This window comes from Pseudoalteromonas lipolytica (genome assembly GCF_001306915.1).
GTDB classification, from domain to species: domain Bacteria; phylum Pseudomonadota; class Gammaproteobacteria; order Enterobacterales; family Alteromonadaceae; genus Pseudoalteromonas; species Pseudoalteromonas simplex.
This window is the reverse complement of record NZ_LJTC01000005.1, coordinates 313,737-327,750: the sequence shown is the minus strand read 5'-3', so window position 1 is coordinate 327,750 and position 14,014 is coordinate 313,737. Positions and strand designations below refer to the sequence as shown.

Genomic DNA, 14,014 nt, shown 5'->3' with positions numbered 1-14,014 from the left:
CTGGAGGCTTTTAATTATAACGCTAATTTGTTGATTAAAGAATGAAGCGACTTAAGTCTTCATCTTCAACAAGTGCACCTAAATGCTGCTCAACGTAATTAGCATCAATTGTTAGTGTTGAACCTGCTTTTTCTGAAGCATCAAATGAAATTTCTTCCATTAGTTTTTCCATCACTGTGTGCAAGCGACGGGCACCGATGTTTTCGGTTTTCTCATTTACTTGCCAAGCCGCTTTCGCGATACGTTCAATGGCATCATCAGTAAACTCAACGTCAACTTGCTCTGTTTTTAACAGCTCACGTTGTTGCTCAGTTAATGAAGCATGAGGCTCAGTTAAGATACGTTTAAAGTCATCAGCACTTAGTGCTTCAAGCTCAACGCGAATTGGTAAACGACCTTGTAGCTCTGGGATCATGTCTGATGGTTTAGCCATTTGGAATGCACCAGATGCGATAAACAACATGTGGTCAGTTTTAACCATACCGTGCTTAGTGCTTACTGTTGAACCTTCGATCAATGGTAGTAAGTCGCGTTGTACACCTTCACGGCTAACATCTGGGCCAGATGCTTCACCACGTTTACAGATTTTATCGATCTCATCGATAAACACGATACCGTTTTGCTCTACTGCGAAGATAGCTTGCTCTTTTAACTCTTCAGGGTTAACAAGCTTTGCTGCTTCTTCTTCAACTAATAGCTTAAATGCTTCTTTGATTTTTAGCTTACGCTTGCTGCGCTTATCGCCACCCATGTTTTGGAACATGCTCTGAAGCTGGTTGGTCATTTCTTCCATACCAGGAGGAGCCATGATCTCAACATTAGGTTGAGCTTGTGCAACATCGATATCAATTTCTTTATCGTCTAACTGACCTTCACGTAATTTTTTACGGAAAGATTGACGAGTAGAAGAGTTCTCTTCTGTTTTTGACTCACCAAAGGTATCGCGTGCTGGTGGTAAAAGAGCATCTAAAATACGCTCTTCTGCCGCTTCTTCAGCGCGATGTTTGAATTTTTTGGTTTGCTGTTCACGCGTCATTTTAATTGAGATATCAACTAAATCGCGGATGATCGTTTCAACTTCTTTACCAACATAGCCCACTTCGGTGAACTTTGTTGCTTCAACTTTAATAAAAGGCGCATTAGCAAGTTTAGCTAGGCGGCGAGCAATTTCAGTTTTACCCACACCAGTAGGGCCAATCATTAAAATGTTTTTAGGCGTTACTTCTGCGCGTAAATCATCGCTCAGTTGCATACGGCGCCAGCGGTTACGTAGCGCGATTGAAACTGCTTTTTTAGCTTTAGCTTGGCCAATAATATGTTGATCAAGCTCGTGAACGATTTCTCTTGGCGTCATCTCAGACATGGCAGTTCCTATTACAATTCTTCAATAGTTTGGAAATTATTCGTGAATACGCAGATGTTGCCTGCAATCGTTAGGCTCTTCTCCACAATGTCACGTGCACTTAGGTCGGTGTTTTCTAGTAGCGCTGTGGCTGCTGATTGTGCGAAGTTACCACCACTGCCAATCGCAATTAGGTCGTTTTCTGGCTGCACAACATCACCGTTACCTGTGATAATTAATGAAGCAGTTTCGTCTGCGACTGCTAATAGTGCTTCGAGCTTTCTAAGTGCACGATCACTACGCCAATCTTTGGCCATTTCAACGGCAGCCTTGGTTAAGTTGCCTTGGTGCATTTCTAATTTGCTTTCAAATCGTTCGAAAAGCGTGAAGGCATCAGCAGTACCGCCAGCGAAACCAGCGATTACTTTGCCATTATAAAGACGTCGAACTTTGCGGGCGTTGCCCTTCATTACGGTGTTACCAAGTGAAACTTGGCCGTCGCCACCAATAACGACCTTGTCGTCGCGGCGTACACTTACAATAGTGGTCATGATTATTCCTCATCATCGAGCGGCAAGGCCGCTCGTTAAAAGCGATTGATGAGGTGTTTATATGGGTGAATGAACTAAAATCAAGTCCAAAGCCAAATTCCGCAGCCCATTATTTTGATGCGTTTAAGTTTATTCTTGTCACTTTCGGCTAAACGTTTGGTTTCGTATGGGCCTAAGCGCACTTTATACCAAATACCATTGCTGCCTTGTGTTTTCTTCACTTCGGCCACTAAGCCGGCAAAAGCAATTTTAGCTTTTAATGTTTGTGCTTGCTCTAATGTTCTAAAAGAGCCGCATTGCATTACATATGGGCCTTTTTGTTCAATCTCTTTTACTTCAACCTGAACTTCGTGCTCTTTAATCTCTTTGATAAATTCAGGTGTCTTAGGTGGTGGAATAACTACTTCTTCTTTTTTAGTAGGGTTTGCTTGCTGCTCTACTAACTCAGGATCAGCATTATGTTTGATATACCATAGGCCGTAACCAAACCCGCCTACTAAGATAAGCGCAATTAAAACAAGAATAATAGGGAAAGGCTTTTTCGCCGGGGCTTGTTTTTTATTATTTCGATTTGCTGGTTTTTTATTTATGTAATCGTGCTGTGCCATGACTCTTAATTGGCCTTTAAATCATATCTATAGGATCAACATCTAAGCTCCAACGCACCTTTTGCGCTAATTTACTGGTACTTATATAGTCGACCATTTGCGCTAAATATTGGTGTAAGTGGGAGCGTTCCTGCGCCTGAATATGTAACTGAAAGCGATATTTACCTGCCACACGTTCTAGTGGTGCGGGTATCGGACCGAGCAATTGTATACCAGATACGTTCTGGACAGGAACCAAATCAGTTAAAAAATCCATCACTTGATTTATGTTATGTCCTTCGGCACGCACCATAGCCATATTTGTGATTGGTGGAAGTTGCGCGTCTACTCGTTCTGTCAGTGCGTAACGGGCAAAATCTTGGTAACCATTATTAACTAAGTCTTGCAGTAGCGGGTGCTCAGGAAAGTGAGTTTGTAATAATACTTGCCCAGGTTCACCACTGCGACCTGCACGGCCTGCCACTTGCGTAACAAGTTGCGCTAAATGTTCAGTGGCGCGAAAGTCACACGAATATAATCCACTGTCGACATCTAGGATTAAAACAAGGCTAACATCGGCAAAGTGGTGGCCTTTTGCCAACATTTGCGTGCCAACTAAGATGCGCGAACCGCCTTGGTTAATATCATCAAGGGCTTTTTCTAAGCTGCCTTTACGACGAGTTGAATCTCGGTCAATACGACTAATTGGAATATCAGGGAAGGTTTGTGTTAAAAACTCTTCGATTTGTTCAGTGCCTTTGCCATTTGGAAAAATCTGCGTGCTGCCGCAATCAGGGCATTGATGAGGCACCTGATGTTGCTCACCACAGTGGTGACAAATCATCTGGCTAATGGCCTTATGAAAGGTTGCACTGGTGCTACAACGTGAGCACTCACTTAGCCATCCGCACTCATGGCATATGAGGGTAGGCGAAAAACCACGACGGTTTAAAAATACCATCACTTGCTTACCACGTTCTAAATGCTGGCGCATATAGGCAAGGCTGGCATGGGCAATCCCTGCTTGCTCAGGCTGGCCTTTCATGTCCATTAATTGAAACTGGTTATCGGTGCTGGTTTGAGCGCGCTCAGTAAGGCTCAACAGCTGATATTTGTTATTAATTGCTTTATGTAAGGTCTCAAGTGCTGGTGTGGCACTGCCTAGAACGAGCGGAATATTATGTTGGTATGCTCTATAAGCGGCTAGGTCTCTAGCATGGTAGCGCAATGTATCTTGTTGCTTAAACGAACTGTCGTGCTCTTCATCAACTATGATCATGCCAAGTGATAAAAAAGGTAAGAAAATACTCGAACGTGTGCCGATCACTATAGCGCAGCTGCCTTTTTCACAAAAACGCCAGGTCTGTAAGCGTTCGTTATCTGTTAGGGCTGAGTGCCATAGCATAATTGGTGTATCAGGAAAGCGACGACGAAAACGGTTGACTGTTTGTGGTGTTAAGCCAATTTCAGGCACTAATACTAAGGCTTGCTGACCTTTTTTCAGTACTTCTTCTAGGCATTGCAAATACACTTCGGTTTTACCACTTCCGGTAACCCCTTCAAGCAAAAAGCTGGTAAAGCCACGAGCTTGGTTAATGCTGGTGCAGGCAACAGCTTGCTCTTTATTAAGCACCGGCTTGCTACCGACAGTCGGCGCGCGTTGCTGCCATTGGTTATCATGCTCAATAAACTGGGTGATCAGTTCTTTATCAAGCAGACTGTCGATGGTTTTTTTTGTAAATCCGAGCGCTTTTAATTCTGTGACCGATGACTTGCCCGACTCGGCTAGCTGTTTTAATAAACTTAACTGAGTTTTTGCTTTTAATGACGGCAGTTTTGCACCTTTATCGGTCAGCTCAACCATATTAATACTGGTTTTATCTGGGCATTCGCCTTGCCTTAATGCAGCCGGAAGTGCCGTATGAATGGTCTCGCCCAATGGGTAACAGTAGTAGCGTGCTGTGAATTTTAGTAATGCTAAATGTTGCTCAGATAACACTGGCGTGTCGTCTATAACATCAATAATCGGCTTGATTTTGTCAGCGGGAACATCGGTTGATGTTTTAAGAGCCAGTACCACGGCAACCTTTTTTTGACTACCAAATGGCACGCGAACCCGCATACCTGGCTTTAACTCAGGGCTATGCAGCAGCTGTTCAACTTTATAATCGAAGGTACGCTGTAAAGGGACTTTTATGGCAACTTCTACAAAGTGCATAACAACTCAACTGAAACAAAGATAGAAAGATAATGTACTAAAATTGCAGTTAAAAACCTACCAACAAATACTGAACAACAGACCACTTGGTTATTTTTTTAGCGAAAGATGTATTTAAAGCTTGTCGTAAGGCTTCTTGAGCTATAAAATACGCGGCCTATTAATTGTATTAACTGCGTATGGTGCCAGACTTCGGGTTTGGAGAGCGATACGGCCTTAACTAGAGGTTCCCTATGAAAGAAGGTATTCACCCTAAGTACGAAGCTATCACTGCAACTTGTTCATGTGGTAACAAATTCGAAACAAGCTCAACTCTTTGTAAAGACATCCACTTAGACGTATGTTCTGAGTGTCACCCGTTTTACACTGGTAAGCAAAAGATTTTAGACACTGGCGGCCGTGTTGATCGTTTCAACAAGCGCTTCGGTGCACTTAGCAGCAAGAAGTAATCTCTGCTGTTTAGTTAAAAAAAGCACCTTAGGGTGCTTTTTTTATGCCTAAAATTCACAAAACTCATTTTTAACGCTGCCACTTACTTATCACCTTCACTTATGTATCTTGCATAACTATTTCTGGCTGTTATGCCCATTATGTCGCTATTTTTGCAGACAAATTGCCACCCCTTGGCTATATTCTTTTTTGTATAAATGAGTATACCAATCCGCAATAATACTTAATCATTTTGAGGGATTAAACCTGTCGCTACCTGCGTTAAAAATTTCTGATTTAGAACACAACTAAATAACGAAATTTTTGCCTTGCTATCAACAAGGTTTCATTGTCTCAAAATAGACTACTTAATTAAGCGTATTGGTATCTAAAAGTTATTAGAAATAATAAATTTAAATAACTTTGTTAGCAAATGCTGTGAACTTCGTTGAAATGGCTGTTTTGGGCTAATTTCGGCTAATTGCAGTGTACGTGCGTATAAAATACAACAACACGTGCTTAAAAGGTCATAAATAGATGAATTTTTATGTCTGGTTAATCGCAACTATGCACAGAAATTGTTGGGAAATCCTTTAAAATTAAGCGATATAGCATATAACAGGATAGACCTGATAATACTTGGAATTTTTATACATTACAGGTATCGTACTGATGCAAGCTCTCTCACTTTTTAACTTTTTGCAGGATACTATCGCGTTATGTCAGATTTTCGTGAACAAGCATTACATTACCACGCTCACCCCGTTCCAGGTAAAATTAGTGTTGAACTAACCAAGCCAGCCGAAACGGTTAACGATCTCGCTTTAGCTTATAGCCCAGGTGTGGCTGAACCAGTCCGTGAAATTGCTGCTGATCCAGCAAACGCCTATAAATACACAGGCAAAGGCAATATGGTTGCAGTTATTTCAAACGGTACCGCAATTTTAGGTTTAGGTAACTTAGGTCCGCTTGCATCAAAACCTGTAATGGAAGGTAAAGCCTTACTATTCAAACGTTTTGCTGGCCTTGACTCAATTGATATTGAAGTTAAACACCGCACAACAGAAGATTTCATTAATACGGTTGCTAACATCGCTGATACGTTTGGTGGTATCAACCTAGAAGATATTAAAGCACCAGAATGTTTTGAAATCGAAAAAGCGCTTATCGAGCGCTGTGATATTCCCGTTTTCCACGATGACCAACATGGTACCGCTATTGTTACAGCTGCTGGTATGCTTAACGCCCTTGAAGTGCAAGGCAAAGATATCGAAGATGCTATCATCGTATGTTTAGGTGCTGGTGCTGCTGCTGTTGCTTGTATGGAGCTTTTAATTAAGTGTGGCGCACTGCGTGAACACATTTATATGCTTGACCGTAAAGGTGTGATCCATACTCGTCGTGATGACTTAAACGAGTATAAGCAATTATTTGCTAACAATACCGATAAGCGTACATTACAAGATGTTATTGCTGATGCTGATGTATTCGTTGGTGTATCAGGTCCTAACCTGTTAACTGCAGACGATCTTAAGCTGATGGCAGACAAGCCAGTTGTGTTTGCATGTTCAAACCCAGATCCTGAGATTGCTCCAGAAGTTGCACACAGCGCGCGTAACGATTTAATTATGGCAACGGGTCGTTCAGATTTCCCTAACCAAGTAAATAACGTGCTTTGTTTCCCATTCATTTTCCGTGGCGCGTTAGATGTTCGTGCAACGGCAATTAATGATGAAATGAAAATTGCTGCAGTTCATGCTATTCGTGGCATCGCGAAAGAGCCTGTACCAAGTGAAGTATTAAAAGCGGCTGGCGTTGAGTCACTTGAGTTTGGTGCCGAGTACATCATTCCTAAGCCTATGGATCCGCGTTTATTACCACGTATTGCACGTGCTGTTGCTGAAGCGGCAGTAGAGTCGGGTGTGGCGCAAATCGATATGCCAGAAGATTACATGCGTTAAACTTAATTAGCCTTAGGTATAACGCTCAATAAAAAAACTCAGCCTAGGCTGAGTTTTTTTATATCTGCGATTATCGGCGGTGATCCGATGGCCGAAATACTTATTCTGAATCAAGCACTGGGATATCTAATCCCATTTCTTGCATAATTCTTTTAACTTCTTCAGGTACCTTTTCAGGGTTGTCTTTACGTAGGTCGTCATCATTTGGTAATGGTTGACCTGTAAAAGCATGTAAGAAAGCTTCACACAATAACTCACTGTTCGTCGCATGACGCAGGTTATTGATCTGGCGGCGTGTACGCTCGTCAGTTAATACTTTTAATACGTTAAGTGGGATTGATACGGTAATCTTTTTTACTTGTTCTGATTTTTTACCGTGTTCTGCATATGGGTGAATGTATTCACCGTTCCATTTAGCCATAAGTTGTTTCGTTGCCTCGGTTGTCAGTGATTTACGCCTTATTCACAGCGCAAGATGCGGAAATTCTATCTCTTTAAAAAAGATAGTCAAATACTAGTTATTTAGCCATCTAGTGGTGTAAATGTATAAACTTCTATGCGTAAGCGATAAATGCTTTGACTTCTCATATTTGATCATCTAACCTTTTAGACGTCTAAACATCCAATTAAAGAATAGGTGATGAAATGAGCGAAAAAAATAAAGCGACGATTGCTGTTCGTCACGGCATAGAAGCCGATAAACATCATGGTGCGGTTGTGCCTCCTTTATACTTATCAACCACCTATTCGTTTGCTGATTTTGATACTAAGCGCCAGTATGACTATGGTCGCAGCGGTAATCCAAATCGCGATATCTTAGCTGAAACCTTAGCTGAACTTGAAGGTGGTGCTAAAGGTATTATCACTGCAACAGGTATGTCTGCTGTGCATTTAGCCACTCAGCTATTAAACAGTGACGACACGTTAGTGATCCCACATGACTGTTATGGCGGTAGTTATCGTTTATTCACCTCGCTTGAAAAGCGTGGCCTGTTAAAACTAAAAGTTTTGGATTTAACTAAATCTGAAAATCTCCAAGAAATTTTAGCGATTAAACCTAAGTTGATTTGGATTGAAACGCCAAGTAACCCAATCTTGCGTTTAACAGATATTAAAGCAATCACTAGTATTGCTAAGCAGTGTGGTGCTTTGGTTGCGGCTGATAACACCTTCTTATCACCTGCATTACAAAACCCAATTGAGTTTGGTGTTGATATTGTTGTGCACTCAACCACTAAATACATCAATGGTCACTCTGATGTAGTGGGCGGTGCAGTGATTGCTGCAACGCAAGAGCTAGGCGACGAGCTTGCTTGGTGGGCGAATAATATCGGTATTACTGGTGCACCATTTGACAGCTACTTAACGCTTCGTGGTTTACGTACTTTAAATGTACGCCTAAAGCAGCACCAAGAAAATGCCTTTGCCATTGCTGAGTATTTAGAAAGCTCTCCTTATGTGAGCCAAGTTTATTACCCTGGCCTTGCTTCTCACCCACAACATGAGCTTGCTAAAGCACAGCAACGCGGTTTTGGTGGCATGGTGAGCTTTGATATTAAAGGCGACATCAACGATGCTGCTGCGTTTTTAACAAGCCTTAAAGACTTTAGCCTTGCTGAGTCGTTAGGTGGGGTAGAAAGTTTGATTTGTCACCCTGCAACAATGACCCACGCAGGCATGGAGCCTAAAGCGCGTCTTGAAGCTGGTGTGGGCGATACCTTGATCCGTATTTCTGTAGGCATTGAAGACGTAAAAGATCTCATTGCTGATTTAGACCGTGTTTTCAATTTAGTTAAGCCAGGTCAAGGACTGCAAGTTACAAAAGCTGAAGCTAAGCAAGCACAGCAAGATACACAACAAAACGCGTCATTTAAGTTAACGCCAGCACATACGGCATTGTGGTAGAAAAATGGTAAATATTGTTCATAAATTTGGTGGCTCAAGCTTAAGCTCGGCAGATCGTTATCATGCGGTAGCGAACATCGTTCTTGCTAATACTGAGCAGGGCGATTGCGTCGTTGTGTCGGCATCGGGTAAAACAACCGATACCCTGGTAAAGCTTTGGCAAAGTTACCAGCAGCAAGATAGCCAAGCTGTTAGCGATATTCTATTGCTTATTGATAACAATCAACGTGCGCTTATTGAGCAGCTACTTATAGGGCAGAATAAACAACAGGCGTTGGCACAGTTAAAAGATGAACTTGCTGCATTAAATGAATTAATTAGTCAGCAGCAGTTACTTGAAGCCCCTTTACTTGCTCATGGTGAAGTGTGGTCGGCGCGGTTATTGGCTGCTTATCTAAATCAGTTAGGTGTCGATTCGCAAGATGTTGATGCAAGACAGCTATTTACTCTAAATGGTGGCCAGCTTTTACATCAAAAAAACCAACAGCAATGCAGTGATGCGATTAGCAGAACACATATCAACGTAGTAACGGGTTTTATAGCTGCAGATTGCCAAGGTAATACGGTGACATTAGGCCGTAATGGCAGTGATTACAGTGCCACTTTGTTAGCGAGTTATACTTTTGCCAAGCAAGTGTCTATCTGGACAGATACACAAGGGGTATTTAGTACTGACCCTCGTAAAGTTAAAAATGCGGTTAAGTACGCCAAAGTATGCCGCGAGCAAGCTAACTTACTAGCGCGTTTAGGTAACCCAGTATTGCATGCAAAAACCTTGTCGCCGTTAAAAGACTCAGAAATTAAATTAGTGGTAAGAAGTAGTTTTGATTGTGATGCAACGCCAACCGAGGTAGTAAAAGAAGGTTATAGTAAAGCAAAACGTTTTATTACGACCTTAGATAACATCGATTTATTACGGGTTGATAAACTAAGCAGTGGTGAAGTCGGTGAGCTTAGTCAGTTAATTCAACACAGCCTGCATCACTTTACTAAAGAGGGCGATACTTACTTATTAGTGCCAGGTCAAAGCACTCACCAAGTTGTCAGCCACTTAGCGGGCCGTGCAAATATTGTCGAGTCAAATTTAAGTGGTTGTGCAGTAGTTGCCCCAACAGTTGATGTATCTGCGCTAACAGAGCAAGCCACAGCGCTTTTAAAAGAGCAAAGTATTCATCCTCGTTTTGTACAACAAGACGATAACTATGTGTTGATCTTAAACGATCAGGCAATTGATAGTGATGTTTTAACTCTTCTACATGACAAGCTGGTAAACAAAGGTCAAGAGTTGGCCATTATCGTTGCTGGACTTGGTAATGTAGGCGAAGTGTTCTTATCGCAACTACAAGCTCAGTTTGCGCGTTTATCTGCTCAGTACAAAGTAAAAGTAGTTGCTCTTTTACGCTCTAAACAAATGCTTTTTAGTGCCAGTGGTTTAAATACCGAAACATGGCAAGAGCAGTGGCATAATGAAGCGCAAAGCTACGACAAAGCTGAATTATTAGCACGTATCAATGAACTAGATTATGAGCACAAAGTGGTGATTGATATCACTGCCAGTGAGGCGTTCAGTCAGTTATACCCTGACTTTGTTGAACTTAACTGTCACTTGATCAGTGCAAACAAATACGCGGGCACTGCAGAAAATAGCTGGTATCAAAACCTACGCACTAATTTGGCTGAGCGAAATCTGTTATGGCGTTATAACACCAGTGTGGGTGCAGGTTTACCGATTAACTTTGCTTTAGCTGATTTGCAAAATAGCGGAGACAGCATTAACCGCATTGAAGGGGTATTCTCGGGTACTTTATCTTGGTTATGTAGCAGTAATGATGGCAGTGTGCCGTTTTCAGATTTAGTGCTTCAAGCTCAGCAAATGGGCTATACAGAGCCAGATCCTCGTGAAGATTTATCTGGCCGTGATATGCAGCGCAAACTGCTAATTTTAGCGCGTGACTTAGGCCTTGATTTAGAGCTTGATGATATTGCTTTAACACCTCTGATGCCTGAACAGCTTGCATCAGGAAGCTGGCAAGATTTCCTTGCAAACAAACAGCTACTTGATGAATTCATGACAGAAAAAGCAGCCCAAGCTGCGGTGGAAGATAAAGTGGTGCGCTACACCGGTGCTATAACACTCGTAGATGGTAAGGTTCAGGCTCAAGTTGGTTTAGTCAATGTTGGCAAAGATGATGTACTAGCAAGCCTTAAACCGGGCGATAACATCTTTGTGATCAATTCACAGTGGTATACAGATAATGCATTGGTGATCCAAGGCCCAGGAGCGGGTAAAGAAGTCACTGCCGCTGGGGTGCACTCAGACCTATATTGGCTGGTAAATAACCTAAAGTAATTTTGCTGATCTTAGTTTAAATAGCTAAGCAAAAAGCGCCCCAAGGGCGCTTTTTTATGTCTTATAGCAACTTAGTTATTTAGAACAACTCTTCCTCTGTGCTGAGCTTTTCTTCAAATACGTCTGTTGGTTGATCGAGTACGTACTTAGTTGGTGCAGTGCCTTTAATGAAGTATTCAAAACGACTGGTGTAATCATTTTTGTGACTCAATAGACCTGTTGCTAAGTCGATTCGAACCGATACTAAACCTTCAGGAAGCTCAATAGGTGCTTCTGGCATACCATCAAGGGCTGCACGCATAAAGTCGACCCATGCAGGTTGCGCGGTTTTAGCGCCGGATTCTGCACCTGATATTTGCGATTTATCGAGGTTACTATTGTAAGTCGAGCGGCCTAGGGCTTTTCCAGGGTTATCAAAACCAACCCAGACCGAAGTCATTACATTGCGATTAAAGCCGCTAAACCAAGTATCTACCGAATCATTAGTGGTACCTGTTTTACCAGCTAAATCACGACGATCAAGTGCTTGTGCACGCCAGCCTGTGCCACTCCAGCCTGTTTTATGGGTCCAACTACCGCCCCCCCAAATTGCACTGTGCATAGCTTGCGAAATTAAAAATGCATTTTGTTTAGAAATGATACGAGGCGCACAGCGAGGTGTTTTCGTTATCTCCGCTTCAGTAAAACTCTGTTGATTCTGGTTAAGAGATGCAAACTCAGGGGTTACAGTTTGCTTAGGCGCATCACAAGCAAGTTCAGGCTCTGTTTTAAATAAAACAGTACCCGCCGAATCCTGAATCTCAGAGATAAAGTAAGGGGTTATCAAATGACCGCCATTGGCGAATGTACTCATACCGCGGGCTAGTTCAAGTGGAGTGATTGAAGCGCTACCGAGTGCGAGTGATTCACTGCGGTTAATATCGTTATTCAAAAAGCCAAACTTAAGCAAATGATCGGCTGTACGCTCAAGGCCAACACCACGTAATAGGCGCACCGAGATTACGTTCTTCGATTGTGCGAGTGCTCTGCGAATACGTATAGGACCATTATAAACCGCTGGGCTGTTCTTAGGGCGCCATGCCACACCTTGGCTTTTATCCCATTGATTAATTGGCGCATCATTCAAAATAGAAGCAAGCGTATAGCCATTCTCAAGTGCCGCTGAATAAATAAATGGCTTAATGTTTGAGCCTACTTGGCGTTTTGCTTGAACTGCGCGATTGTATTGGCTTTGTTCAAAGCTATAACCACCGACAATCGCTTTAATACGACCATCTTGCGGATCAAGTGAAACAAGTGCGCTCGATGCTTCTGGTACTTGGCTAAGGATATAGCTTTCATCTGCATTTTTACGCAGCCAAATTTGCGCTCCCGCTGATAAAATTTCGGTAGCTGTTTTTGGTGCAAAGCTTTGACGGTAACGCGTAATATATTTACGCGCCCATTTTAGACCATCCCACTCAACAGTGACTTGTTCACCGCTTTTTAATAGCACATCAATTGATTGTTCAGCGACGTTGGTGACAACACCTGCTAATAGCGGACCAAATTCTTTGACATCTTTTAATTTAGATAAGATCTCTTCTTGGCTAAGAGGGCTTTCATTTTCGCTGTCCCATAACTGAGCCGCAGCACCACGGAAGCCATGACGCATATCGTAAGCGTGTAGGTTATCAACAATCGCATCTTGAGCAGCCTGTTGAATGTTAGAGTCAACGCTGGTGTAAACTTTAAAACCAGTATTATAGGCGCGCTCGTGACCATAACGAGCTACCATTTCAGCACGAACCATCTCTGAAATATACGGGGCATAGACTTCAATTTCTGCGCCGTGAAATTTTGCAGTAATAGGTGCGTTAATAGCCTCTTCATATTCGCTTCGAGTGATGTACTTTTCGGTGTACATACGACCTAATACGACATTTCGACGAGCCTTTGCGCGAACTGGGTTACGAATAGGGTTAAGTGCAGAAGGTGCTTTAGGTAGGCCTGCAATCATCGCCATTTGCGCTAAAGTTAACTCGTTTAAATCTTTGCCATAGTAAACTTGCGCAGCTGCACCAATACCAAAGGCGCGATTACCCAATTCGATTTTGTTTAAGTATAATTCGAGAATTTCGTCCTTAGTTAAAATACTTTCAATGTGAAGAGCTATGAAGATCTCTTTAACTTTACGGATATATGCTTTTTCTCGGGTTAAGAAGAAGTTACGGGCAAGCTGCATGGTTATCGTACTTGCGCCTTGTTTCTTTTCACCGGTAGATATGAGTACAATGGCTGAGCGAACTATACCAATTGGATCAATGCCAATATGTTCATAAAAGCGATTATCTTCTGTTGCTAATATTGCATCGATTAATGGTTGGGGTATTTGATCTATTGTTACTGGAATGCGGCGTTTTTCACCAAATTGATTGATCAATAAGCCATCTCGTGAGAAAACTTGCATAGGTGTCTGTAACTGAACGTCTTTTAAAACCTGAACGCTAGGAATGTCGGGTTTAACGTAATAGTATAGACCAACTAAAGTGATTAGTCCTAAGAATGAGCAGATGATAATAAATTGTAAAGTTCGCTTTAATAAAATCACTTATATTTTCCCTAAATGGACTCCCAATTAGAATCGGAGACTGCTAGTATATATTGATTAAAAAATGAATAATATTTTTTC

10 protein-coding genes are annotated in these 14,014 nt (G+C 42.1%); 4 read left to right on the top strand and 6 right to left on the bottom strand.

Features of this window, described 5'->3' with window-relative positions; translation table 11 throughout:
* Positions 1–34 precede the first annotated feature (34 nt).
* The 4 genes from hslU to priA all read right to left on the bottom strand — a co-directional run bounded on the left by hslU (position 35) and on the right by priA (position 4,698).
* Positions 35–1,363 carry an HslU--HslV peptidase ATPase subunit gene (hslU, locus tag AOG27_RS09690; RefSeq protein ID WP_054552817.1) on the bottom strand — a complete coding sequence of 443 codons (1,329 nt, stop codon included), beginning with the start codon at positions 1,361–1,363 and terminating at the stop codon, positions 35–37.
* Between the two features lie 11 nt (positions 1,364–1,374).
* On the bottom strand, positions 1,375–1,893 hold the full coding sequence (gene hslV / locus AOG27_RS09685; RefSeq protein ID WP_054552816.1) for an ATP-dependent protease subunit HslV: 519 nt from the start codon (positions 1,891–1,893) through the stop codon (positions 1,375–1,377).
* A gap of 80 nt (positions 1,894–1,973) precedes the next feature.
* On the bottom strand, positions 1,974–2,501 hold the full coding sequence (locus AOG27_RS09680; protein WP_054552815.1) for an SPOR domain-containing protein: 528 nt from the start codon (positions 2,499–2,501) through the stop codon (positions 1,974–1,976).
* A gap of 16 nt (positions 2,502–2,517) precedes the next feature.
* Entirely contained in the window at positions 2,518–4,698 is a 2,181-nt protein-coding gene (priA, locus tag AOG27_RS09675; RefSeq protein WP_054552814.1) for a primosomal protein N', read from the bottom strand.
* A 233-nt stretch (positions 4,699–4,931) separates the two neighbouring features.
* Here priA and rpmE point away from each other — a divergent pair, with 233 nt between their 5' ends.
* Together rpmE and AOG27_RS09665 are read left to right on the top strand one after the other, a co-directional pair.
* The gene (gene rpmE / locus AOG27_RS09670) at positions 4,932–5,147 is read left to right on the top strand and encodes a 50S ribosomal protein L31 (protein ID WP_036973208.1); all 216 of its coding nucleotides are present in this window, start codon (positions 4,932–4,934) and stop codon (positions 5,145–5,147) included.
* A 699-nt stretch (positions 5,148–5,846) separates the two neighbouring features.
* On the top strand, positions 5,847–7,088 hold the full coding sequence (locus AOG27_RS09665) for a malic enzyme-like NAD(P)-binding protein (RefSeq protein ID WP_054552813.1): 1,242 nt from the start codon (positions 5,847–5,849) through the stop codon (positions 7,086–7,088).
* Positions 7,089–7,188: 100 nt separating this feature from the next.
* Here the strand turns inward: AOG27_RS09665 and metJ are convergent, their stop codons facing one another.
* Positions 7,189–7,509 (bottom strand): met regulon transcriptional regulator MetJ, encoded by a 321-nt coding sequence (metJ, locus tag AOG27_RS09660; protein WP_036973203.1) that lies wholly within the window; start codon positions 7,507–7,509, stop codon positions 7,189–7,191.
* A gap of 224 nt (positions 7,510–7,733) precedes the next feature.
* Here metJ and metB point away from each other — a divergent pair, with 224 nt between their 5' ends.
* Positions 7,734–8,993, top strand: a complete 1,260-nt coding sequence (gene metB / locus AOG27_RS09655) for a cystathionine gamma-synthase (RefSeq protein WP_054552812.1) — start codon at positions 7,734–7,736, stop codon at positions 8,991–8,993.
* 4 nt (positions 8,994–8,997) lie between these two features.
* The gene (gene metL / locus AOG27_RS09650) at positions 8,998–11,343 is read left to right on the top strand and encodes a bifunctional aspartate kinase/homoserine dehydrogenase II (protein ID WP_054552811.1); all 2,346 of its coding nucleotides are present in this window, start codon (positions 8,998–9,000) and stop codon (positions 11,341–11,343) included.
* Between the two features lie 79 nt (positions 11,344–11,422).
* Here metL and AOG27_RS09645 read toward each other — a convergent pair whose 3' ends face one another.
* Positions 11,423–13,933, bottom strand: a complete 2,511-nt coding sequence (locus tag AOG27_RS09645; protein ID WP_054552810.1) for a penicillin-binding protein 1A — start codon at positions 13,931–13,933, stop codon at positions 11,423–11,425.
* Positions 13,934–14,014 lie beyond the last annotated feature (81 nt).